This window comes from Wocania ichthyoenteri Th78 (assembly GCF_000789235.1).
Lineage (GTDB): Bacteria > Bacteroidota > Bacteroidia > Flavobacteriales > Flavobacteriaceae > Wocania_A > Wocania_A ichthyoenteri.
This window is the reverse complement of the sequence record NZ_KN525716.1, coordinates 1,896,959-1,922,632: the sequence shown is the minus strand read 5'-3', so window position 1 is coordinate 1,922,632 and position 25,674 is coordinate 1,896,959. Positions and strand designations below refer to the sequence as shown.

Annotated in this window: 22 protein-coding genes; 17 read left to right on the top strand and 5 right to left on the bottom strand. The window is 31.9% G+C overall.

Annotated elements, in window-relative coordinates; genetic code table 11:
• Positions 1-5: 5 nt before the first annotated feature.
• The 3 genes from RG22_RS08360 to gltX all read right to left on the bottom strand — a co-directional run bounded on the left by RG22_RS08360 (position 6) and on the right by gltX (position 2,977).
• Positions 6-857 (bottom strand): IS3 family transposase, encoded by an 852-nt coding sequence (locus RG22_RS08360; protein ID WP_034042404.1) that lies wholly within the window; start codon positions 855-857, stop codon positions 6-8.
• Positions 857-1,228 carry a transposase gene (locus RG22_RS08355; RefSeq protein ID WP_034041369.1) on the bottom strand — a complete coding sequence of 124 codons (372 nt, stop codon included), beginning with the start codon at positions 1,226-1,228 and terminating at the stop codon, positions 857-859. Before RG22_RS08355 ends, RG22_RS08360 begins: the two co-directional genes overlap by 1 nt.
• A gap of 165 nt (positions 1,229-1,393) precedes the next feature.
• Entirely contained in the window at positions 1,394-2,977 is a 1,584-nt protein-coding gene (gene gltX, locus RG22_RS08350; RefSeq protein WP_034042402.1) for a glutamate--tRNA ligase, read from the bottom strand.
• A 122-nt stretch (positions 2,978-3,099) separates the two neighbouring features.
• Between gltX and RG22_RS08345 the strand changes: the two genes are divergently transcribed.
• From RG22_RS08345 to RG22_RS08290, 12 genes are all read left to right on the top strand, one after another.
• Positions 3,100-6,525 (top strand): DUF4175 family protein, encoded by a 3,426-nt coding sequence (locus RG22_RS08345; RefSeq protein WP_034042400.1) that lies wholly within the window; start codon positions 3,100-3,102, stop codon positions 6,523-6,525.
• A complete protein-coding gene (gene ybeY / locus RG22_RS08340; protein ID WP_034042399.1) occupies positions 6,518-6,928 on the top strand; it encodes an rRNA maturation RNase YbeY in 411 nt (136 codons plus the stop codon). Before RG22_RS08345 ends, ybeY begins: the two co-directional genes overlap by 8 nt.
• 79 nt (positions 6,929-7,007) lie before the next feature.
• A complete protein-coding gene (gene mnmG / locus RG22_RS08335) occupies positions 7,008-8,879 on the top strand; it encodes a tRNA uridine-5-carboxymethylaminomethyl(34) synthesis enzyme MnmG (RefSeq protein ID WP_034045897.1) in 1,872 nt (623 codons plus the stop codon).
• A gap of 79 nt (positions 8,880-8,958) precedes the next feature.
• The gene (locus RG22_RS08330; protein WP_034042398.1) at positions 8,959-9,834 is read left to right on the top strand and encodes a class I SAM-dependent methyltransferase; all 876 of its coding nucleotides are present in this window, start codon (positions 8,959-8,961) and stop codon (positions 9,832-9,834) included.
• A gap of 236 nt (positions 9,835-10,070) precedes the next feature.
• Entirely contained in the window at positions 10,071-10,601 is a 531-nt protein-coding gene (locus tag RG22_RS08325; protein ID WP_034042396.1) for an OmpH/Skp family outer membrane protein, read from the top strand.
• 148 nt (positions 10,602-10,749) lie between these two features.
• Complete coding sequence (locus RG22_RS08320) at positions 10,750-13,125, top strand: TonB-dependent receptor (RefSeq protein WP_034042393.1); 2,376 nt, start codon at positions 10,750-10,752, stop codon at positions 13,123-13,125.
• A gap of 4 nt (positions 13,126-13,129) precedes the next feature.
• A complete protein-coding gene (locus RG22_RS08315; protein WP_034042391.1) occupies positions 13,130-13,975 on the top strand; it encodes a DUF4249 domain-containing protein in 846 nt (281 codons plus the stop codon).
• A 27-nt stretch (positions 13,976-14,002) separates the two neighbouring features.
• Positions 14,003-14,659, top strand: coding sequence for a GIN domain-containing protein (locus RG22_RS08310; protein WP_034042389.1), 657 nt, complete (start codon positions 14,003-14,005; stop codon positions 14,657-14,659).
• 89 nt (positions 14,660-14,748) lie between these two features.
• A complete protein-coding gene (locus RG22_RS08305; protein ID WP_034042387.1) occupies positions 14,749-15,288 on the top strand; it encodes an RNA polymerase sigma factor in 540 nt (179 codons plus the stop codon).
• Positions 15,289-15,290: 2 nt separating this feature from the next.
• Entirely contained in the window at positions 15,291-15,836 is a 546-nt protein-coding gene (locus RG22_RS08300; protein WP_034042385.1) for a hypothetical protein, read from the top strand.
• Complete coding sequence (locus RG22_RS08295; RefSeq protein ID WP_034042383.1) at positions 15,817-16,905, top strand: hypothetical protein; 1,089 nt, start codon at positions 15,817-15,819, stop codon at positions 16,903-16,905. The genes RG22_RS08300 and RG22_RS08295 overlap by 20 nt, the downstream gene beginning before the upstream one ends.
• Positions 16,906-16,916: 11 nt before the next feature.
• The gene (locus RG22_RS08290) at positions 16,917-17,597 is read left to right on the top strand and encodes a hypothetical protein (protein WP_034042381.1); all 681 of its coding nucleotides are present in this window, start codon (positions 16,917-16,919) and stop codon (positions 17,595-17,597) included.
• Here RG22_RS08290 and RG22_RS08285 read toward each other — a convergent pair.
• Complete coding sequence (locus RG22_RS08285) at positions 17,594-18,748, bottom strand: DNA polymerase III subunit (protein WP_034042380.1); 1,155 nt, start codon at positions 18,746-18,748, stop codon at positions 17,594-17,596. The two genes, RG22_RS08290 and RG22_RS08285, sit on opposite strands and share 4 nt — an antisense overlap.
• Before the next feature lie 287 nt (positions 18,749-19,035).
• Between RG22_RS08285 and RG22_RS08280 the strand changes: the two genes are divergently transcribed.
• The 3 genes from RG22_RS08280 (at position 19,036) to RG22_RS08270 (ending at position 22,887) form a co-directional block, all read left to right on the top strand.
• Complete coding sequence (locus tag RG22_RS08280; RefSeq protein ID WP_034042379.1) at positions 19,036-20,223, top strand: phosphoglycerate kinase; 1,188 nt, start codon at positions 19,036-19,038, stop codon at positions 20,221-20,223.
• A gap of 79 nt (positions 20,224-20,302) precedes the next feature.
• Positions 20,303-21,856 carry a LysM peptidoglycan-binding domain-containing protein gene (locus RG22_RS08275; protein WP_034042378.1) on the top strand — a complete coding sequence of 518 codons (1,554 nt, stop codon included), beginning with the start codon at positions 20,303-20,305 and terminating at the stop codon, positions 21,854-21,856.
• A gap of 23 nt (positions 21,857-21,879) precedes the next feature.
• Positions 21,880-22,887, top strand: coding sequence for a DUF4837 family protein (locus RG22_RS08270; protein ID WP_034042377.1), 1,008 nt, complete (start codon positions 21,880-21,882; stop codon positions 22,885-22,887).
• A 114-nt stretch (positions 22,888-23,001) separates the two neighbouring features.
• Here the strand turns inward: RG22_RS08270 and RG22_RS08265 are convergent, their stop codons facing one another.
• Positions 23,002-23,184, bottom strand: coding sequence for a Sec-independent protein translocase subunit TatA/TatB (locus RG22_RS08265; RefSeq protein WP_034042376.1), 183 nt, complete (start codon positions 23,182-23,184; stop codon positions 23,002-23,004).
• A 126-nt stretch (positions 23,185-23,310) separates the two neighbouring features.
• On the opposite strand from RG22_RS08265, the gene RG22_RS08260 reads away from it, so the two are divergent.
• The gene (locus RG22_RS08260) at positions 23,311-24,180 is read left to right on the top strand and encodes a M23 family metallopeptidase (RefSeq protein WP_034042375.1); all 870 of its coding nucleotides are present in this window, start codon (positions 23,311-23,313) and stop codon (positions 24,178-24,180) included.
• A complete protein-coding gene (locus tag RG22_RS08255) occupies positions 24,181-25,665 on the top strand; it encodes a GH3 auxin-responsive promoter family protein (protein ID WP_034042374.1) in 1,485 nt (494 codons plus the stop codon).
• Positions 25,666-25,674: the final 9 nt, after the last annotated feature.

Here is a 25,674-nt window from a genome sequence, read left to right as displayed (position 1 = left end):
TTAATTTAGGCTGATAATTTGTATACCATATTAGGTGTTTTATAGTCTAAAGATAAATGTAATCTTATTTCATTGTATAAATTAATTGCATTTTTTGCGGTTCTTTTAGCGTGAGTCACGTTATCAAAGGTTTGGTCGAGATAAAATTCGTCTTTTAAGATTCCATTTACACGCTCTGCCATTGCGTTTTCATAGCAATGATTTTCTTCAGTCATACTAATACCTATCTTTTTTCTTTTAAGTATTTGAGTGTATACATTACTACAATACTGTATTCCTCTGTCCGAATGATGAACAAGCTGTTTAATGTTTTTAGCTTGATAAATGGCCTTATTAAGGGCTCTTACACATCCTTTAAGTTCTAAGCTATCACTAAGGTCATAACCAACAATTTTTCTGGAATGCATGTCTGTAATTAAAGCCAGATAACAAAAACCTTTTACTGTTCTGATGTATGTAATATCAGATACCCAAACTTGATTTGATCTAGTGACTTTCATATCCTTTATCATGTTATTATACTTATAAAAACGATGATAAGAATTTGTTGTTCTGGCACTAGTTTTCTTTCTAAGTGTTAGCATATTGTGTTTTCTAAGGACATTAAATAAGGTATCTCTACCAACTTTAAGGCTAGCTTTAGTAAACTCGTTATCTAATGATTTCATGAGTTTACGCACACCTTCTCTAGGAAGGGATTTACGTTTTTTACTGACTATGTTTATAATCTGTTGTTCTATTTTTAAACGCCTATCAGCTCTAGATTTGTATTTGTAATACGCATCACGTTTAAGTCCAAAACAACTGGTTATAGTTGTTAAAGAGGTAAATCCCTTAGATTTTTCTTTAGCTTTGATTAAGGCTTTATACTTAACTTTTTTTTTAGTTCAGCAATGGATTTATAACCTAAATCTTCAGCAGCTACTTCCAGATATGAATCTAATACCATAGCATCCAAATCCTTTTTAAGCAGTAGTTTTTTAAGCTGTTCAATCTCTTTTTGCAGTGCTTTAATTCTAGATATTTCGTCTTTTGTTTCCACTTTTACTCTGGTGTTCATTAAGTCTTTACGATTATATTTTTTAATCCACTCATTGACTGTTGTAGGCGCAATAGAGTAGAGTTTACAAAGTTCGCTCTTTGTGTGTTTTCCGGTTGTAAGTTCGGCTAAAATTTTTAATTTGAAAGGTTCACTGTAACGTCTAATTACTTTGTCATTTCTATACATAATGTTTAAAATTATGTAGCCTTATTTCAGGACGGGTCATTAAGTCGTTTAATGCTCAACTGATATGAAATCGTTTTAATGTTTTATATCAGCAGTTAAACGACTTAAGTTATGCTTTTTTTCTGACAAAGTCAAGGTTTAGTCTTCTAACAACTATGAAACAGTTTATAGTAAGTTAATCACTTTTTCAATACGCTTTACCGTTTCTGCTTTTCCAATCATAAATATAATATCAAACACATCGGGTCCTTGTAAAGCGCCAACTAAAGCTAAACGCAATGGCATCATTACTTTCCCAAAACCTATTTCTTTAGAAGTTATCCAGCCTTTAATATTAGTTTGAAGGTTTTCGACGGTAAAATCTTCTGTAGTATTTATAATTGAAACGACCTCTTCTAGAATGCCCTTTGTATCCTCTTTAAATGCCTTTTTCGAGGCTTTTTCATCATAAGAATTTGGTGCAGTAAAAAAGAAATGACTCAAATCCCAAAAATTTGATACAAAAGTGGCACGCTCTTTTATTAAACCAATAACCATTGATATGTAATTAGCATCAACGTCATTACGAGGAGCTTGCGACGTGGTAATCTCATCATTTGAAACAGATTGCTTCGTTTTACTCGCAATGACGTTTAAATTTTCATCAACAATGGGTTTAAACAATTCAGCCAAAACATCATTACTTTGCTCTTGCATATAATGATGATTAAACCACTTTATTTTATCTGGGTCAAAACGAGCACCAGATTTGTTTACTTTATTTAAATCGAAAGCAGCAATCAATTCTTCAAGATTAAAAATTTCTTGCTCAGTTCCTGGGTTCCAACCTAAAAAGGCTAAAAAATTAACCATAGCTTCTGGGAAATAGCCATCTTCTTTATAGCCTCTAGAAACGTCGTTGGTTTTAGGATCTGTCCATTGTAACGGAAACACTGGAAAACCTAATTTATCACCATCACGTTTGCTTAACTTCCCCTTGCCTGTTGGTTTTAAAATTAATGGTAAATGTGCAAATTCTGGTGTTTCCCAACCAAATGCTTTGTATAATTGATAGTGTAATGCTAAACTTGGCAACCACTCTTCGCCACGAATAACATGGGATATTTCCATTAAATGGTCATCAACAATATTTGCTAAATGATAGGTAGGCATACCATCGCTTTTAAACAAAACTTTATCGTCTAAAATATTGGTATCAATTTTAATATCACCACGAATAATGTCTTTTAAATGCAGCGTTTCATCTTGAGGCGATTTAAACCGAATTACATAATCTTCACCAGCATCTAGTTTTACTTGTGTTTCTTCCGCGCTAAGCGATAAAGAGTTACTTAACTTTAAGCGGTTGTGCCAATTGTAAATAAAAGTTTTGCCTTTGGCTTCGTGGTCTTTTCTGTGGAAATCTAAAGTTTCAGCAGTATCAAAAGCATAATATGCATTACCAGAAGCAATTAATTTATTCGCGTATTGTTTATATAAGTGTTTGCGTTCGCTCTGTCGGTAAGGGCCATATTTACCAGTATCCACAGGACTTTCATCAGTAGGCATACCACACCAATTCAACGCATCAATAATATACTGTTCTGCACCTTCAACATAGCGGTTTTGGTCGGTATCTTCTATTCTTAAGATAAAAGTTCCGTTGTGTTTTTTAGCAAATAAATAGTTAAAAAGAGCGGTTCGAACGCCTCCTATATGTAAAGGCCCAGTTGGACTTGGTGCAAAACGCACACGAACTTTTTTGGTCATGTTTTGTTATTTTTGGCAAAGATACAATTAACAGATAATTATAAACCTTATAAAAATAAAATTGTAGTTTAGTAAGTTAAAACCGTTTTATCATTTCCGCAAAGGTGGAAATCTGTTTATATATGAACAATTTTAAAAACATACAAACCAAATTAGAGCAATTTATTAGTCGGTATTACACTAACGAATTAATAAAAGGCGCAATTTTATTTTTTGCTATTGGGCTACTTTACTTTTTGTTTACGTTGTTTATTGAGCATGTTTTATGGTTAAATCCTTTGGCGAGAACCATTCTATTTTGGGTGTTTATTTTAGTTGAAGTTGTTTTACTCACTAAGTTTATAGCAATTCCGTTAGCTAAATTATTTAAGTTACAAAAAGGCATCAATTATGAAGATGCATCTAAAATTATAGGAGAGTATTTCCCAGAAGTTAATGATAAATTGTTGAATGTATTACAGCTACAACAAAACCCATTGGAATCTGAATTATTATTGGCGAGCATTGAGCAAAAATCGGCAGAATTGAAACCCATTCCGTTTAAATTAGCTGTTAATTTTAAAAAGAATATTGGCTATTTAAAATACGCCGCAATTCCTATTTTAATCATTTTAATAACCTTTTTAACAGGAAAATCTAATTGGTTTAGCGATAGTTACGAGCGTATTGTGCATTACAAAACTGCTTACGAACCACCTGCGCCATTTCAGTTTTTTGTAGTGAATGAAAATTTGAATGCGATAGAAAATAAAGATTTTAAGTTGATTGTAAAAACAGTAGGCGAGGTTACTCCAGAAAGTGCTCAAATTACTTATAATAATGAAACTTATTTTCTACAACAAAAAGCTGTTGGCGAATTTGAATATGTATTTACACAGCCAAAAGAAGCGGTTAGATTTCAGTTGTCTGCTAATGAAGTAACCTCAAAACCATATACGATTGATGTGGTTGAAACACCAACGTTATTAAGTTTTCAAATGGTATTGGATTACCCAAGTTATACCAAAAAGCGAGACGAAACTTTAAAGAGCACTGGAAATGCTTTGGTTCCTGAAGGCACACAAATTACATGGCAGCTTAAAACGAAGTCTACTGATGATGTGCATTTATACGCAAAAGATACAGTGCGTTTTTCTTCAGTGGTAGAAAATGGTTTTCAGTTATCTAGACGTCTTTATAATCATTTAGACTATAGTTTAAGCACAAGTAATACCAACCTTAAAAACTACGAAAATTTAGCTTTTAGAATTGATGTGGTTAAAGATGAATATCCAGAACTTAACTTAAAAATGCAGGTTGACAGTCTTGATTTGCAGACGCTTTATTTTTACGGACAAATTAGTGATGATTACGGGTTTAGCAAACTTCAAATGGTGTATTATCCTGTAAATGATGAATCTAAAAAACAAATGGAAAATCTGCCAATTTCCAATACAAATATTGATGAATTTATTACGGCATTTCCAAATAATTTGAATATTGAAGCTGGAGTTGCTTACGAATTGTATTTTCAGGTATTTGATAATGATGTTGTTAATAAATATAAACGTACAAAAAGTAATGTGTTTACCTATAGAAAACGCACTAAAGACGAAGATGAACAAAAGAAGTTAGAAGAACAAAGTGAAACCATTAAAGACTTAAATAAATCTCTAGAAAAATTTGAAGAACAAGATAAAAAGCTAGAAGAGTTGTCTAAAATCCAAAAGGAAAAATCCAATTTAAACTTTAATGATAAAAAGAAATTAGAATCATTTTTAAAACGTCAAGAACAACAAGACGAAATGATGAAAAATTTCAACAAAAAACTACAAGAGAATTTAGAAGATTTTCAAAAGGAAAATGAAAAAGAAGATGTTTTTAAAGAAGATTTAAAAAAGCGATTAGAAGAAAATGAAGAGCAGCTTAAAAAAGACGAAAAACTTTTAGAGGAATTAAAAAAACTTCAAGAAAAAATTAATAAAGAAGAGTTAACTCAAAAACTTGAAGAATTAGCAAAACAGAACAAAAACAAAAAGAGAAGCTTGCAGCAATTAATAGAATTGACTAAACGCTTTTATGTTGAAAAGAAACTAGATAAGCTAAAAGAAGATTTAATGAAATTGGCAATAGATCAAGAAAAATTATCTAAGGAAAAAGACCCAGACAACACTAAAAAAAAGCAAGATGATTTAAATAAACAGTTCCAAGAATTTAAAAAGGAAATCGAGCAACTCGAAAAAGGCAGTAAAGAATTAAAAAAACCAATTGAAGTTCCACGAGATAAATTAGATGAAAATGAAGTTGAAAAAGAGCAGCAAAAAGCATCTGAAGAATTAGAAAAAAATGAAGAAGAAAAAGCTTTAGAAAAGCAAGAGAACGATTCTACTAAACCAAAGCCTGAGAATAAACAAAACGCTAAAAAAAGTCAAAAGAAAGCTGCAAAAAAAATGATGGAAATGAGCGAGAAAATGAAAAACTCAATGGGAGGAGGAGATTCAAATCAAATGCAAGAAGATGTCGAAATGCTACGACAAATTCTCGATAATTTAGTGTTATTTTCTTTTGACCAAGAAGCTTTAATGAATCAATTTAGAGCTATAGAAATCAATCATAATAAGTATGCTTCTTTTTTAAGAAAACAGCATAACTTAAAAGAGCATTTCGAGCATATTGATGATAGTTTATTTGCTTTATCCTTACGTCAACCAAAACTATCTGAAACTGTAAACAAAGAGGTTACAGAAGTGTTTTATAATATTGATAAATCACTTAGCTTATTGGCTGAAAATCAATTATATCAAGGCGTGTCTAATCAACAATTTGCTATTACTGCGGCTAATAATTTAGCCAATTTTTTAAGTGATGTTTTGGACAATATGCAGGAAAGCATGAGTATGTCTCAAGGTAAAGGTGGACAAGGTGATATGCAACTTCCAGATATTATTATGAGCCAGGAACAGCTTAATAAAATGATGGAAGAAGGTATGAAAAAGGGTGAAGGTCAAAAACCTAAAAAAGGAGAAGGGGATAAAGAAGGTGAAGGAGACAAAAGAGGGAATAAAGGGAAGGATGGAAAACAAGGAAATAATGAAGGAAAAGGAAATGAGGGCAATCAAAACGATGGTGAAGGCGAAGGAGACAGTGAAGATTTAAATGGTATGCTTTACGAGATTTATCAGCAACAACAAGAATTAAGACAAGCCTTAAAGCAGCGTTTAGATAAAGAAGGAAAAGGATCGAAAGGAAAAGGCGATGCACTATTAAAAAAAATGGAAGAGATTGAATTGGATTTATTAAATAGAGGTTTTACAAATCAAACGCTTCAAAAAATGATGGAATTAAAGCATCAACTATTAAAAATGGAGAATGCTACTTTTCAACAAGGAGAAGACAATAAACGCGAATCTGAAACTAACAAGATTGATTTTATAAATAACACAAATAATCAAATACCTTCTGCTAAACAATATTTTAATACTACAGAAATATTGAATAGACAAACCTTACCTTTGCGTCAAGTTTACAGAAAGAAAGTTCAAGAGTATTTTAAAAAAACAAATGATTAGTTTTAATTACGAAACCGATTTTTTATTAAAGAATGAAGATGATGTTTGTTCATGGATTTCAAAGGTAATTAACGCGGAAGGTTTTAAAGAAGATGAGATTAATTACGTTTTTTGTGATGATAAATATCTTCATAAATTAAATGTTGAATTTCTAAATCATGATACCTTAACCGATATTATTAGCTTTGACTATTCAGTCGGAAAAATAATACAGGGCGATATTTTTATTTCCATTGCAAGGGTAGAAGATAATGCTAAAGATTTTCAAACGTCTTTTATTGAAGAGTTGCATCGTGTTATTATTCATGGCATACTGCATTACTGCGGCTATAAAGATAAGACAGATGTAGATGCTAGGGTAATGCGTGAAAAAGAAAATCACTACTTAAAACAGTTAGGATAAAATTCAGTATTTCAACGTATATTTGCAAACTCAAAATTACGATGTGTTCCACGTGGAACATGTTTTAAAAAAAAGAATTATGTTTAATGAAGTTTATGATGTTATAGTCGTAGGAGCGGGTCACGCAGGAAGTGAAGCTGCTGCTGCTGCTGCAAACATGGGAAGCAAAACACTGCTTGTTACCATGAACTTACAGAACATTGCGCAAATGTCTTGTAATCCTGCTATGGGGGGTATTGCAAAAGGGCAAATTGTAAGAGAGATAGATGCGCTAGGAGGTTATAGCGGAATTGTGTCAGATACATCGGCGATTCAATTTAAAATGCTAAATAAATCTAAAGGGCCTGCAATGTGGAGCCCGAGAGTACAGAGTGACAGAATGCGTTTTGCAGAAGACTGGAGGTTGCTTTTGGAAGGCACACGTAATCTTGATTTTTATCAAGAAATGGTTTCTGGATTGTTGGTGAAAAACCATAAGGTCATAGGAATAAAAACGTCCCTAGGATTAGAAATAAAGGCAAGGTCTGTTGTGCTTACAAACGGCACTTTTTTAAATGGATTAATTCATATAGGCGACAAGAATTTTGGTGGAGGAAGAGCAGGCGAAAGAGCGGCTACAGGAATAACAGAGCAACTTGTCGATTTAGGTTTTGAATCTGGTAGAATGAAAACTGGAACACCACCAAGAGTTGATGGGAGGTCGTTAGATTTTTCCAAAATGGTTGAACAACCTGGAGATGAAAACCCAGAAAAATTCTCGTATTTAGATATTACTAAGCCATTAGAAAATCAGCGTTCATGCTACATGACTTACACTAGTGAATTGGTACATGATTTACTTAGAGAAGGCTTTGAAAGATCACCAATGTTTAATGGTAGAATTAAAAGTTTAGGCCCAAGATATTGCCCGTCAATTGAAGATAAGATTAATCGTTTTGCTGATAAAGATAGACATCAATTATTTATAGAACCAGAAGGTTGGAATACCTGTGAAGTTTATGTAAACGGGTTTTCTACATCTTTGCCAGAAGACGTACAATTTAAGGCATTACGTTCTGTGGTTGGTTTTGAGAATGTAAAATTCTTCAGACCTGGATACGCTATAGAATATGATTATTTTCCGCCAACACAATTAAGGCACACTTTAGAAACTAAGTTAGTTGAAGGGTTATATTTTGCAGGTCAAATTAATGGAACTACTGGCTATGAAGAAGCAGCATCGCAAGGCTTAATGGCGGGTATAAATGCGAGTTTAAAAGTTCAAGAAAAAGAACCTTTTACTTTAAAAAGAGATGAGGCTTACATTGGTGTTTTAATAGATGATTTAATCACAAAGGGAACAGAAGAGCCTTATAGAATGTTTACATCGAGAGCAGAATATAGAACACTATTGCGTCAAGATAATGCGGATTTAAGATTAACACCTAAAGGTTTTGAACTTGGTTTAGCTTCAGAAAAGCGTTTAAAACGCATGGAAGAAAAACACCAAGCGGCAGAAAAATTTGTAAACTTTTTTGAATCACAAAGTGTAAAACCAGAAGAGATAAACCCTATTTTGGAAAACAAAAATTCATCAGCTGTAAAGCAATCTGGGAAGTTGTTTAAAGTATTTGCAAGGCCTAATATTGAGATGGATGATGTTAGGAAAGTAAAAAGTGTTGAAGCTTACATTCAAGAGAATAATTTGGACAGGGAAGTTGTTGAGCAAGCAGAAATTCAAGTTAAATATGCAGGATATATTGCTAAGGAAAAAAACAATGCTGATAAGTTAAGCAGGCTAGAATATGTAAAGATACCTGAGCATTTTGACTACTCTCAGATTAAGTCTATGAGTTATGAAGCTCGTGAAAAGTTGAAAAAAATCCAACCAACTACGGTATCTCAAGCGTCAAGAATAAGTGGAGTGTCGCCTAATGATATTTCTGTTTTATTGGTGTATATGGGTAGATAATTTTTAACGTTCCACGTGGAACATAGTGTTTTAATTTTCTTTTATTGTCATTCTGAATTTGTTTCAGAATCTATTTCAAATGGATAAAAAATCTATTTTTTTAAAAGTAAAAGACCACTCCGTTTCAGGAGAGGAATTTGAATTAATCCCAAATTCAGAATATGGTTTTCTTGAAACTACTCCACAACCATCTTCAAATAAATTACCAGAATACTATAAAAGTGAAGACTACATTTCGCATACAGATTCTAAAAGAAATCTATTCGAAAAAGTATATCATTTAGTAAGAAGTATTTCTCTTAAAAAGAAATTAAGTTTAATTAATTCATTTGCACCTCGAGAACCTCAGTATAAAACTTCAGAAGAAAAAAAACTATTAGATGTTGGATGTGGCACAGGTGATTTTTTAGAGATTGCACTACAAAATAATTGGCATATTTTTGGAATAGAACCTAACGAGCAAGCTCGAACAATTGCTAATAAAAAAACTAATAATTCAGTTTATAAAACTGAACAATTATTAAAGTTTGAAGAAAACAGTTTTGATGTCATTACACTTTGGCATGTATTAGAACATTTACCAGATTTAGAAAATCAGATTCAAATTTTTAAAAAGCTTATAAAAACAAATGGTACTTTAATAATTGCAGTACCAAACTATAAAAGTTTCGACGCAAAACATTACAAGCAATTTTGGGCAGCTTACGATGTGCCGAGGCACCTTTGGCATTTTAATAAAAAATCAATTTCAAAATTAGTTTCAAAACAATCTTTTAAAGTTGAAAACGTAAAACCCATGTGGTTTGATTCATTTTATGTGAGCATGCTTTCAGAAAAATATAAATCTAAAAAAATGAATTCAATCAAAGGAATTTGGATTGGATTGGTTTCTAATTTAAAAGCAATAACAACAAAAGAGGCTTCATCTTTAATTTATATAATTAAAAATAGCTAAAACTAATTTTTATTTGTTTTAGTAGGTTCTTAATGGAGTAAATAGACAAATGCTAGTCAATTTCATAAAAACGTCTTATATCGCTTTAAACGTCTTTGTTTTTAATAGATAATAATTATTTAAATTAATATTACCAATAAATTTTTGTTATATGTTAAATTCAAAATAATTCCGCTTTAAATTATCAGTTACTTTATTACATTTGTGCGAAATCTTAAAATAGAAAAATCAAGCACATGAAAAATATAGTTTACGTAGTATTAGCAATGATCGTTTTATCTTCTTGTGAAAAACAAGCAAAAATTGGATATGTAAATAACGGCACGGTTATAAACGATTTTCAAGAAAAGAAAGACCTTGAAGCAAAATTTCAATTAAAAGAAGATGCTTTTAAGAAAAGAGCAGATAGTATTGGTAAAGCCTTTCAGGTTGAAGTACAACAAACTCAAGCTAAGGCCCAAAAATCTTCTCAAAAAAAGGCACAAGAATTAATGGGCGGTTTGCAGCAAAAACAACAACAACTACAGCAACAAATGCAATATGAGCAACAGTTGCTGACTCAATCTTTTCAAACTGAAATAGATTCAGTAATTATTAAAGTAAAAGATTTTGTTAAAGATTACGGCAAGAAAAACGGTTACACTTATATTTTAGGAACAACTGATGCAGCATCAACCGTTATGTACGGGACAGATGAAAATGATTTAACACAAACTATTTTGGATGCTTTAAACGGAACTAAAAAAGAAGCCGACAAAAAAGAATAAAAATAATTTAAACATAAACAACTAAAAGTCAAGTGAATAGCTTGTCTTTTTTTATGCTTAAAAGTTAAACTTTCAACTTGATGCAACCCTTCGTTTTTTGATATGTCAATAGTAGTATCAATCATCAATCAAAAAACGAACAGATCAAATGAAACACATTGTACTAGTTCTGTGCTTATTATTAGGCACAGCAATAACTGCTCAAAATACATACAGTATTAGAGGAACAGTTAAAGATTTAAAAAACGGTGAAACACTATTAGGAGCAACCGTATTTTTAAAAAGCACAACAAATGGTGCAGTTACAAATCCATATGGTTTTTATTCTTTAACAGCTAAAGAGGGAACATATACATTAATAGTTTCTTATATGGGATATGAAGATATATCCAAAGAGATTATTTTAAAAGAAGACCAAATTATTGATTTTGAGCTTACTGAATCATCGCAACAATTAGACGAAGTCGTTATTACAGCAGAAGAACCAGAACGCATTAGTATTAAGAAACCTCAAATGAGTGTCTCTAAATTAAATGCATCAACAATAAAACAGATGCCAGCGGTTTTGGGAGAAGTAGATGTTATTAAATCTATTCAGATGTTGCCAGGAGTTACCAATGGTGGTGAAGGTACACCTGGATTTAATGTTAGAGGAGGCGCAGCAGACCAAAATTTAGTACTACTGGATGAGGCTATTATTTATAACACTTCGCACTTTTTCGGTTTTTTTTCGGTATTTAATAATGATGCCATTAAAGATGTGAAATTGTATAAGGGAGACATTCCTGCTAAATTTGGTGGACGCGTATCTTCAGTATTAGATGTACGCCAAAAAGACGGAAATAGTAAAGCATTTACATTAAGCGGTGGTGTAGGACTTATTTCAAGCAGATTAACAGCAGAAGCACCGTTGTTTAAAGATAAAGGTTCTTTTTTAATTGCTGGACGCTCGTCATACGCACATTTGTTGATGAAAGGCATTGAAGAGGTGAAAGATGATAAAATATCTTTCTACGATTTAAACTTAAAAACGAACTACGAAATCAATAAAAATAACCGCGTTTACCTCTCTGGATATTTTGGTAGGGATATATTCGATTTATCAAATATTATTAAGAATACTTACGGAAATGCATCGGGAAATTTAAGGTGGAATCATGTTTTCAATGACAAACTATTTTCCAATGTATCATTAATTTATAGCAAGTATGATTATCAAATTATATTAGATTTTGTAGAGTTAGATTGGATAGCAGATATCAAAAATTATAATTTGAAGTACGATTTTAAATACTATGTAAATGATAAATTGAATATAGACTTTGGAGTAAGCGGGATACTATATAATTTAAATCCAGGAGAAGTAAAACCAACTTCGGAAACTTCGCCTGTAAACTATTTAAAATTAGAACAAAAACGTGCTTTTGAAAGTGGATTGTACGTAAGTGCAGAACACCAATTAACAGATAAACTCACATTAAATTATGGTTTAAGATATAGTAGGTTTAACAGACTAGGTGGACAAAATATTATGAATTATGTGGACAATATGCCAGTTATTTATAATGATGAATTAGATATTTATGAAGAAGGTGAAGAAACAGGGAACACATTTTTTAAAAAGAACGAAAGCATAGAAACTTTTGATAATCTTGAACCAAGGTTAGGTTTATCCTATCAATTAAATCTTTCATCATCAATAAAAGCAAGCTTTACAAAATCTTCTCAATATTTACATTTATTATCCAACACATCTGCCGTAACACCAGTTGATGTTTGGACACCAAGTGGAAAGTATATTAAACCTCAGCTCTCTACACAATATGCTTTGGGTTTTTATAAAAACTTCAAAAACAGCAAATATTCACTAGAGCTAGAGACGTATTATAAAGCTATAGATAATAGAATTGATTATGTGGATGGCTCAGATTTAATAGGGACAAACACCATTGAAACTGAAATTTTAAACGGAGAGGCTAGAGCTTACGGTTTGGAGGTGTTATTACGAAAAAATAAAGGACGTTTTACAGGTTGGTTCGCCTACACACTTGCCAAATCTGAACAACGAACTTTAGGTAGTATTGCTGGTGGACCAGGTATAAATGGCGGTAAATGGTATAATACAGCTTATGATAGAACGCATGATATATCTGTTACTGGAGTTTATAAACTTAATGACAGATGGAATTTTAGTGCCAATGCCGTATTCCAAACAGGAAGACCAGTAACCTATCCAGACGGACAATATGAATATGAAGGCTTATCAATTGCTAGCTTTTCTGATAGAAATGCAAGTAGATTACCAGCTTATCACAGGTTAGATCTTTCAGCAACATATAATCCAAAAAAGAATCTTAATAGAAAATGGCAAGGCGAATGGGTTTTTGGAATCTATAACGCTTATAATCGTAAAAATGCAGCATCAATTTCGTTCCGTCAAAATGATGATACAGGCGTTAATGAAGCTTCTAGAACAGCCATTTTTGGTCTCATTCCTTCAATCACTTATAACTTTAAATTTTAGTATCATGAAAATATATATAAAATCATTTTTAATACTATTGTGCATCGGCATCACATCTTGCGAAGATGTTATAGATGTAGAGGTACCAACTTCAAAACCTAGATTAGTCATTGAAGCCTCTTTAGATTGGCAAAAAGGCACATCTGGAAATAACCAAATTATAAAATTAAGTACTTCAAAACCATATTTTGAAAACACTATAAATAATAGTGTATCTGGAGCCTTGGTGAAAGTTACTAATAATAACAGCAATGCAGAATATGTGTTTGTAGACCAAAATGATGGTACCTATACTGTTAATAATTTTGTGCCAGTAATTAATAACAATTACACTTTAGAGGTTGTATATAACAATGAAACTTATAATGCTACAGAAACATTTAAGTCTGTTTCGCCAATAAAAAGAGTAGAACAATCTTTGGAAGGTGGTTTTGATGAAGACGTTTTAGATGTTTCAATTTTTTGGGATGACCCAGTTGATGAAGAGAACTTTTATTTAATAAAATTTATAGAGCAAGGAGATTTAATACCCATATTTGGAGATTCTTCTGATGAGTTTGTAAACGGAAATGAGCTAGATGCTCTCTTTGAAGCAGAAAAAGACGATGCTGATGACCAAGCAGAATATAACCCTGGAGATGTTGTAGAATTTACATTGTATGGTGTTTCAAAACGTTACAATAATTATATGAGTATGTTAATAGAGCAGTATGATAGTGCAGGCGATCCATTTAGTCCAGTCCCATCAAAATTAAAAGGCAATTGCATTAATATAGATTCACCTGAGGATTATGCTTTCGGATACTTTAGGCTTTCAGAATTTGATACCGTAACCTATACATTTCAATAAAAACAATCATTTAAAAAACATAACATCATGAAAACAATTCATCTATTTTACCTAATTATTGCGCTTGGTTTAATTCTCACGTCATGTTCTATAGAATCGATAAAAGCATCAGCAGATATTGTAACTGAAGAACGTGTTTTATCAGACTTTAATGAGGTTGATGTGTCAAGCGATATTGAACTTATAATCAAACAAGGCTCTGTTCAATCCGTTAAAGTAACAACCAGTGATAACATTCAAAGAAAAGTAACAACTATAGTTAGTGGAGGAAAACTAACAGCAAGAGTAAAAGGGTCTATTAGAAGGTTAAATATTTTACGATTAGAAATCACCATACCTACCATTACCCGATTAGAGCTTTCAGCAGATAGCTTCGGAACACTTTCAGGTTTTGAAAATTTAGACACTTTTAGATTAAAAGTATCTAGCGATTCGTTTATAATCTTACAATCGGGTTCATCAAACAGTATGGATATTGATGCTAGTAGCGATGCGAGAATCGAAGGTTTTAATTTTGAAACAAAAGCATGCCATGTAAATAGTTCTTCAGATGCTAGTGTATCAATAACTTGTTTAGAGGCTTTGTCTGGTTCTGTGAGTAGCGATGCTGTTTTGTTTTATAAAGGCAATCCAACAGTAAATGTATCAACAAGTAGTGATGGTTCTGTAATTAATTCAAATTAAATTTGCTCCACATGCAACCTTTAAAGGTTTCTATTGTCTTTTAATAATAGGAACTCATTCGATAATTAGATTACAACCAAAAAAACGTAGTGACCAACCAAGTACTATTTACACATAAAGACCTTGTTGAGAGGAGTAAATTGGGCGACCGTAAAACGCAATACAAACTGTATTCACTATACGTAAACGCTATGTTTAATGTGAGTGTTAGGATGGTTAAATCTAAAGAAGATGCAGAAGATATTTTACAAGAAAGCTTTATTGATGCTTTTAAAAACTTAGAGAGTTTTAGATACGAAAGTACTTTTGGTTCTTGGTTAAAACGTATTGTGATTAACAAAAGTATTAATCATTTAAAATTAAAAAGAATACCATTAATAGCATTTGAGGAACATGAAAATTGGATTCCCGAACAGGAAGATGAACAGGTTAAAGAACAAGACTTAGATATAAGTAGTATAAAATTAGCCATAGCGCAGCTTCCCGATGGGTATCAAACCATTATCAATTTATATTTAATTGAAGGGTACGATCATGTTGAGATAGGTGAAATTTTAGGAATTAGCACGTCCACATCAAAATCTCAATATCATAGAGCAAAAAAGAAATTAATAGCATTAATGAATTGAACATGAAGGATGAATTAAGAAAATATACAGCTAAACACGAAGGTAAGTTTGACGATTACGATTTAGATGAAGTAGACAAACTAAGACTTTGGAGTGATATTGTTTCAGAATTACCAGAAGCACCTAAAAAGGTCATTCCATTATGGAGTAAACCAGCCTTTAGAGTGGCGGCAAGTGTTTTGCTTTTGTTAGGTTGTACATTGTTCTTTTATATTTCAGGGCATATAAATACAGAGCATCAAATAGCTAATGAAGAATTATACGAGATTGACAACCATTATAAGTTATTAGTAAATAATCAAATAGATTTAATAAAGAACAACGCAAACTTATCTAAAGAAGATCAAGATGATTTCTTATCACTAATAGATGATTTAGATAACGAATATAAAAAACTAAAAGAGGAACTTAAATTAGGCATCAACAACGAAAAAATTATTGAAGCCATAATTAGCAATTATAGAAAAAAGATACAATTAATGGAGGATTTGCTAAAACGATCTTATCCAATTAAAACCGACTTTGAAGATGAAGCAATTATTTTATAAAAATATACTTTACGGTGCAATTATGTTGCTTTCACTTAGTGTGTTTGGGCAAAGTAAAGCGACCAAAGAAACAAGGAAAACGTTTCCTTTATCGGATAACGGTGCGCTCTATTTGAATAATAAATATGGAGATGTTTTTATCAATGGATGGGATAAAGATTCTATCCAAATATTAGTAAATATTGAAGTAAAAGGCAAAAATTTTGATAAAGCGAAAGCACTATTAAACAGAATTACATCTAATATTGTAAACACAAAAAAGCAGGTGATTGTTAAGTCGGAAATTGGCGAAAGGGAATCCTCATTTTTCAATAAATACTTCAATAAAATAGATCCTTTTAAAAGCGAAAAAGCAAACACTAATATTAATTATACCGTTTACCTTCCTAGGTATGCCGAAGTAGAAGTATTTAATAAATACGGAGACATTATTATATCTGGATGGAATGGAAAACTAATTGCTGATGTAGAACATGGCGATTTAAGAATTACAGATAGCATTACAAATTCTAAATTATCAGTAAGGTATGGAAAACTAAGAGCAAACAGTTTACACGAAACGAATATTAATACTAAAGATGCCACAGTATTTTTTGATTATGCTAAAATTTTAAAATTAGAATCTGATGGTTCTGAAATTAATATTGAAAAGGTTAATGAATTGGATATTGATTCTAATAAAGACGATTTAGAAATTAACACAATAAACAATGTTTTTGGTAAAGTAAAATATTCTAAAGTGGTGTTTAATACCGTTACAAGCAAAGTAAATTTAAATTTAAATTTAGCCGAATTACGTATCTTAAAATTAGATACAGAATCGCCAGTGGTTAATGTGCAACAAAAGTCTTCAGAAGTATACATTAATATTTCAGGAACCAGTTTTAATTTCGGAGCAGAACTGGAGCAAGGTGTGTTAAGAATACCAAAAACGATGTATAGTATAACAAGCAAAGTCTTGGACGAAAAGAATAAAATAAGACAAATACGAGCTATTTACGGTAAAAAGAATAAAGGTATTTTTGATATAACAGGTTATAAAGGCATCATCATTTTTAAAGAACTCTAAACAATAAATTCATGAAAAGAATAATTACTATAATTTTTGTTTTGATAGTGACAAATTCACTTTCAGCACAAAAGAAAGAACAAGGAGATTATATACAATTTGATGATCGAAAAAACACAGTTCATGGTGTTTATATTGGCTTAACACAGCATGTAGGTAAACTAGAAAATGAATGGGCAAGTTTTACTAGCCTAAAATTAGCTTATGTAGCTAATCGAAAATTAGAGATAGGCTTTGTAGGGACTTTCTTTTTCAGCGAAGTTCCTAATAAAATGGGCATTTACAGAGGTGATGAAGCTTTATTGATTGGAAGCTACGGAGGGTTACATTTAGAACCTATTTTGTTTGGCAATAAGTTTATAAGCGTATCTTTTCCTGTATTAATTGGTGGAGGTGCTATCACTTTATTAGAAGAAAGAGAACAGGGTGGTTATGAGTTTACCTCGGATGAATACGAAAATGGTAAATTCGATTTCGATCATTTCTTTATAATAGAACCAGGTGTGAATTTATTGTATAATATTTCGCGATTTGTACAAATTGAAACAGGAATTAAGTATCGTTTTTCCGAAAAATATAACGTCCCATTTTATGGAAAAGGAGATATGAGCGGGTTTTCAGCTGGATTGGGAATCAAAATAGGAATATTTAATATGGGACGTAAAAAGAAAGTAAAGGACGATTTTAATTAATCTGCCTTTTTATGCAATAACCGCGTCAATTTAATTGACAAGTCCGTCAAAATTATTTTAGAATTTCCGTTGCGCTCAATATGGTAAATAGCATCTTGAAGTTCGTTACTAATATCCATAATATTATTTCCATGCACAAAAGGCGCAAAATTCTCAAGTTTAAATTTTTCAGTTTTTGGCTCTAAAAAAACAAGATCAGTAGCGTTATAATTTAATAGTAAAGCTTGACGGAAAAAATCTAAACAAAAATTTAAAAATTGCTTTTGGGTTTCACGTCCTGTTTTTGCAATATCCTCGCTCCACGAAATTAAATCGTGAATTGCCGCTTTATTGCCTTTAGCTTTAAAAGCACTTCTAATCCAGAAAATAAACCAAGTTTCAAACTGAATGTCTTCAGAATCTTGATAAACCAAATCACAAGCTTTGTTATAATTACCGTTAGATTGATGAGCAATTTTTGTTGCTACAGAAACCTCTAAACTGTAATTTTTAATTAAAGCTTCTTTTACTACATCTTCAGCTAAAGGCGGAAAATGTAATATTTGGCAACGCGATCTAATTGTATTTATAATTTGCTCCTCATCTTCAGCAATTAACAAAAAAATAGTTTTATTTGGCGGCTCTTCAATCAGCTTTAAAAGTTTGTTAGCACAAGCTGTATTCATTTTTTCAGCCATCCAAATCAACATTACTTTATAACCGCCTTCGTAAGCTTTTAGTGTAAGTGATTTTACAATTTCATGCGCTTCATCAACTCCAATTTGCCCTTGTTTATTATCAACACCCAGAAGTTTATACCAGTCAAATAGGTTACCGTATGGTTGGTCTTTTAAAAGTTGCCTCCATTCCTCTAAATAAAAACTAGAAACCGGTTTGCTTTTCACTTTATCGCTTGTCGTAACCGGAAAAGCAAAATGTAAATCGGGATGCGAAAAGTTTTTAAACTTTAGGTTACAAGCATCATTTCCTGTATTATTTTCACCATCAGAATTTGAACATAAAACATACTGTGCGTAAGCAATTGCCATAGGTAAAGTACCAGAACCTTCGTTACCAACAAACAATTGTGCATGTGGTATTCTGCCATTATTAACACTTTGCGTTAAATGGTTTTTAATATGTTCTTGTCCTAAAATATCTTCAAAAAGCATAAAACAAACCTACATAATTTTTTACTAATAAATAAAGTGGGAATATTAAAAAATGAGGGACTTAAAATAGCACTTTTATAAGTATTGAAATATTCTTTATTAGCTATATCGTTTTCGTAAAAAAAGTCATTTTTTACCTGTTCATAATTGGTTACATTTGTGATTCAAATAACTAAAAAACAAAAACATATATATAATGAAACATTCATAACTTAAAGATTCAATGATAATAAAATGATGATATGAATGTTACATTTGACAAATAATTAAAAATAAAAAGATAACAAATGAAAACGCTTAACGATTTTAATTTCGACAATAAAAAAGCATTAATCCGTGTAGATTTTAATGTGCCTTTAAACGAAAACTTTGAAGTTACAGATGCCACAAGAATAGTATCTGCAAAACCAACAATCATTAAAATTTTAGAAGATGGAGGTAGCTGTATTTTAATGTCGCATTTAGGTCGCCCGAAAGGATTTCAAGACGAATTTTCATTAAAGCATATTGCAGCTAAAGTTGAAGATGTTTTAGGTGTCGACGTTAAATTTGTAGCAGATTGTATTGGTGCAGAAGTAGAAGCTGCTGCAGCAAACTTAGAGCCTGGTCAAATTTTATTGTTAGAAAACTTACGGTATTACAAAGAAGAAACCGCAGGCGATGTTGCGTTTGCCGAAAAATTATCAAAGTTAGGTGATATTTATGTAAATGATGCTTTTGGTACGGCACACCGTGCGCATGCTTCAACAACTATTGTAGCACAGTTTTTTGAAGGTAAAAAATGCTTTGGTAATTTATTAGCTCAAGAAATTGAAAGCATTAAAAAAGTTATGGAAACAGGCGAAAAGCCAGTTTTAGCAATACTTGGTGGTGCTAAAGTATCTTCAAAAATTACCATTATTGAAAATATTCTTGATAAAGTAGACCATTTAATTATTGGTGGTGGTATGGCATTTACCTTTGTAAAAGCTCAAGGTGGAAAAATTGGAAACTCAATTTGTGAAGATGATAAAATGCCTTTAGCCTTAGAGATTTTAAAGCAAGCTAAAGCTAAAAGTGTTCAAGTTCATATACCTGTAGATACCATTGCTGCAGACGATTTTAGCAACGATGCCAATACGCAAACTGTTGATATTAATGAAATCCCTGATGGATGGGAAGGGGTTGATGCTGGACCAAAATCCAGAGCACAATTTCATAAAGTTGTAATGGGTTCTAAAACTATTCTTTGGAATGGCCCTCTTGGTGTTTTCGAAATGGAAAGTTTTGCTGGCGGAACTATAGAATTAGGAAATTCCATTGCAGAAGCCACTAAAAATGGAGCGTTCTCACTAGTTGGTGGTGGCGATTCTGTGGCAGCTGTAAAACAATTTGGTTTTGAAGATAAAGTAAGTTACGTAAGTACTGGTGGTGGCGCGATGCTTGAAAGTTTAGAGGGAAAAACATTACCTGGAATTGCTGCTATTTTAGAATAAACTAAATTAAGTTTTCAAATTACATTAAAAAATACGATTTTAGCCATACTGTCGTTCAATAACCAACGGAATAGATTTTATGGCTTTTCGATTTTTTATAGTATACTTGTTTTTAGGTTTTGGAACTTGTTTTTCGCAAATACAAGACTCTACATTGTCTCAAAAACAACAGGTTAAAGATTCTATAATAGATGGAAAAGATCTTACTGTAAAAAAAATTGAAGCCGTAAAAGATAGTGCCTCAATTAAAAAATTAGAAGATCTCGAGTTTGCCGCAAAATTAGATGAAAAATGGCTTGAAGAACTGTACAGTAATAATCTATTCGACACCATTTATAAATCGGTTACAGAGCTTACTTATGAGCCTGTCGATTACCCAGAATTACACACCGACACATTAAAAAGACGATTAAAAGAGCTTGATGCCAGAACACCTTTTAATGTAGAATACAATCCAGCTTTAGAAAGTGTTATAAAGTCGTATTTAAAACGTCGTAGAAAACATTTACAAAAGTTGATGACGTTGAGTGCTTTTTATTTCCCCATGTTCGAGGAGGAATTAGACAAACATGATATTCCGTTAGAAATAAAATATTTAGCCATAGTTGAGTCTGCTTTAAAACCACGAGCAAAATCTAGAGTGGGTGCAACGGGTTTATGGCAGTTTATGTTTGGCACAGGTAAAGAACACGGATTGGATGTAAGCAGTTATGTCGATGAACGTAGCGATCCCATAAAATCTACCAAAGCAGCAGCAGAGTATTTAACACGATTATATAAAATTTTTGGCGATTGGGACTTAGCTTTGGCAGCATACAATTCAGGACCAGGAAATGTAACAAAAGCTATTAGACGTTCTGGCGGATACCAAAACTACTGGAATATAAGGCATAATTTACCACGAGAAACCGCAGGCTATTTACCAGCATTTTTAGCGAATATGTATATTTTTGAATATGCTGAAGCACACGGTTTTAAAAAACTTAAACCAGAATTTGCATTAATTGAAACCGATACCGTTAGAGTAAAACATATGATAACACTCGATCAGGTTTCAGAGGTCACAGGAACACCTATCGAACAGCTTCAGTTTTTAAACCCTTCATACAAATTAGATATTATTCCTTTTATAGAAAAAGAAAACTATGCGTTGCGATTACCACGAGATGTGGTTGGCAGTTTTGTAAATAACGAAGAAAAAATTTATGCTTTTGTAAAAGAAGAGTTTGCAAAACGCGAAAAACCATTACCACAATTTTTTAATGCTAACGATAAAATACGCTATCGAGTTAGATCTGGTGATTATTTAGGAAAAATAGCCAGAAAATATGGTGTTAGAGTAAGTCAAATAAAGCAATGGAATGGATTAAGAAGTAACAATTTAAAAATTGGGCAACGATTAACAATTTATCCTCGAAAACCTTATGTAGCAAGTTCATCTTCAACCAAAAAGGTTGCAAAAACAAAGCCTATTTCAGGAAATGTAACTACCTATACTGTAAAAAGTGGAGACTCACTTTGGAGTATTTCTCAAAAATTTCCTGGAGTTTCTGTTCAAAATATTAAAGATTGGAACGATATTAGTGGTAATAAATTAAAACCAGGAATGAAGCTTAAAATATCGAAAGGGTAATTCCTATTAACCAAAACTTAATTATGCGTAATTTTCTTTTAACAGCATTAGCAATTGCACTACTAGTCTCTTGCGGCGACAAAAAATCTTCGAACGACAGAATACTTTTCGATTCGTCTGGAAATGTAAATCATATATCTGTTGTAGTAAGTAATGAACTATGGAATGGTAGCGTTGGCGAAGCCATTAGAGGCGTACTTACCACTCCAATTTATGGGTTGCCACAAGACGAGCCCATGTTTAGTATAAACCAAATACCAACTAAGGTGTTTTCTGATTTTATCACAAGAAACAGAACGATTTTAAAAATAGAATTAGGTAAAGAATCAGGATTTAAAGTTGCTGAAAACGTATACGCACAACCACAAAAAGTAATTGTTGTTTCTGGAAAAACAAAAGACGATGTTATAGGTTTACTTAAAGAGAACTCAGAAAAAATATTAGAGGAATTTAAAAACGAAGAGCTAAAGGAGCAGCAACGTCGTATTGGTAAGTCGCTTTATAATGCTGATATTATTCAGGAACGTTTAGGCTTAAATATTAAATTTCAAACAGCGTATAGAATTGTAAAAACAACTGCCACAAAAGAGGACAAGTTTTTTTGGATAAAAAAAGAGTTTAAAGCAAGCTCAAATTTTTCAGGAGATTTGAATATACTATTATACCAAGTACCTTTAAGTGCTATCAATAGGGATTCAACTATTGTAAGTCAAGTTATTAAAATGAGAGACTCCATAGGCAAAAAATTTATTCAAGGCGCTATTGAAGGGTCTTATATGGCAACTGAGGACGCTTACACACCATTTAATTCAGAAACTATTTTAGATAATAAACCAGCTTTAGAAACTAGAGGACTTTGGGATTTAAAAGAAGGCGCAATTATGGCAGGACCTTTTATAAATTACGCTATTGAAGATAAAATTAATAATAGGTGGGTTATTGCAGAAGGTTTTGTTTTTGCACCATCGGTAGAAAAAAGAGATTATATGTTCGAGTTAGAAGCTATAATTAAATCTATTAAGATAAATTAGATGTTTACGCTATTGCGAAGAATTTTTTATTAGCTTCTGTAACGATGATTCTATTTAAAATTTTGATATAAAAAAACAGCACATTGTGCTGTTTTTTTATATCAAAAAATATGACTATTCTTTTTTATTGTCTTTTTTATCTTCTTCTTTACTAGCGTCTTTAAATTCTTTAATGCCGCTACCCAATCCTCTCATTAATTCTGGTATTTTTTTACCTCCAAATAATAATAAAACAATAACAACAATTAATGCTATTTGCCAAGGACCGATTGCTAATGGTAATATATATAAACTCATAACTTTTAAATTTAAAGATTTAAATAGCAAAGTTAATAATTAAAGTTTAATAATGGCGTTTTAAGCATAACTTTAGCATAAAGAGAAACACCTCTTGCAATAATTTTATATATTTTTGTTTTTAACATGGAGGATAAAAAAAAAGAACCAAAAAAGATAAAACGAAAACTTCTTGACAAGTATCGATTAGTTATCTTAAATGAAAACACGTTTGAAGAACGTTTATCTTTTAAATTAACACGGCTAAACGTTTTTGTATTAGCATCAATATCTATTATTCTTTTAATAAGTGCGACTTACGCATTAATAGCTTTTACGCCACTTAGAGAGTATATTCCTGGGTATTCTTCAACAGCTTTAAAAAAGAAAGCCATAGAACTTAACTATAAAACCGATTCGTTACAACAAGTTATTTCTATGAATGAGTTGTACTATGCTTCAATTAAAAAAGTATTACAAGGTGATGTTAGCGCAACAGAATTTAATAAAGATTCTATAATAGAAGCGGTTAAACTTGAAGTAGGAGAAGTAGATTTAAATCCAAACTTAGAAGATTCTTTATTACGTCAAAAAGTTGATAAAGAAGATAAATATAATTTATTTGAATCGGCTACATCGGCAGCAAATTTTGTATTGTTTCCTCCAGTAAACGGTACTATAAGTGAAGACTATAATCTTAAAAAAAAGCATTATGCCGTAGACATTGTGGTAGCTAAAGATGCACCAGTTAAAGCCACTGCAGATGGTATTGTGATTTTTGCAGAATGGACACCAAGCACGGGACATGTTATAATTATTGAGCATAGTTACGGTTTAATTTCTGTTTACAAACACAATGGTGCTTTAACAAAAGCACAAGGCGATTTAGTAAAAGCTGGCGAAGTTATTGCCACTGCGGGTAATTCTGGAGAGCTTTCAACAGGACCACATTTGCATTTCGAGCTTTGGAACGACGGCTATCCAATTAATCCAACAAATTTTATAGACTTTAAATAAATGCTATCATTAAAACCTGCCATTGCTAAATCTTTAGCAAAACGTGTTTATAAGAATATTAAAAAATGGGCAAATAAGCCTATTGAAACACAAGAAAAAGTATTTCAAGATTTAATAAGTAAAGCAGCCGTGACCGCTTTTGGTAAAGATCATGACTTTATAAGTATAAATAATTATTCAGACTTTGTAAAACACGTTCCAGTTAGAGATTATGAAGGTCTTAAATCTTATGTTGAAAGAGTGGTTGCAGGCGAAGAAAATATACTTTGGATAGGCAAACCACTTTATTTTGCAAAAACATCGGGAACAACGTCGGGTTCTAAATACATTCCTATCACAAAAGAAAGTATGCCAACTCATGTTGAGGCTGCTAGAAATGCTATTTTATTATACATTCACGAAACTGGCAATGCTAAATTTGTTGATGGCAAAATGATTTTTTTACAAGGAAGCCCAGTTTTAAAAGAACAAAATGGCATTCAATTAGGACGGCTTTCAGGTATTGTAGCGCATTATGTGCCAAAATATCTTCAAAAAAACAGGATGCCTTCTTTTAAAACAAATTGTATTGAAGATTGGGAAACAAAAGTAGATGCCATTGTTGAAGAAACAGTGCGGGAAGATATGACGGTTATTTCTGGAATCCCTTCGTGGGTGCAAATGTATTTTGAAAAATTGCAGCAGAAAACAGGAAAACAGGTTGGTGACATTTTTAAGAATTTCAATCTTTTTATTTTTGGTGGTGTTAATTACGAACCTTACCGAGCTAAATTCGAAAACCTTATTGGTAGAAAAGTTGATAGTATTGAATTGTATCCTGCCAGTGAAGGTTTTTTTGCATTCCAAGATAAACAGAACGAGAAAGGCATGTTGCTTCAATTAAATTCGGGTATTTTTTACGAGTTTATAAAAGCCGATGAATTTTTTAATGACAACCCAAAACGTATCACTATTGCCGATGTTGAAGTGGGTATAAATTATGTGATGATAATTTCAACAAACGCTGGTCTTTGGGCATATAATATTGGCGATACGGTTGAATTTACATCAACTAACCCATATCGTGTAATTGTTTCAGGTAGAATAAAACATTTTATTTCGGCTTTTGGCGAGCATGTTATTGGAAAAGAAGTTGAGCAAGCCATGCGAGACGCTACTTTAAATACTCAAGTTAGAGTTTCAGAGTTTACCGTTGCTCCACAAATAAATCCAAATGAAGGATTGCCATACCACGAATGGTTTGTAGAGTTTGAAAACGAACCAGAAAACCTTTCCGCTTTAGCGAAAAAAATAGACGAATCGCTTCAAAAACAGAATAGTTATTATTTCGATTTAATAGAAGGTAAAGTGTTGCAACCGCTTAAAATTACTAAGGTTAAAAAAGACGGATTTCAAAAGTATATGAAATCTGTCGGGAAATTAGGCGGACAAAACAAAATACCACGTTTATCAAACGATAGAAAGATTGTTGAGGGTTTTTCGTAATCTAATTAA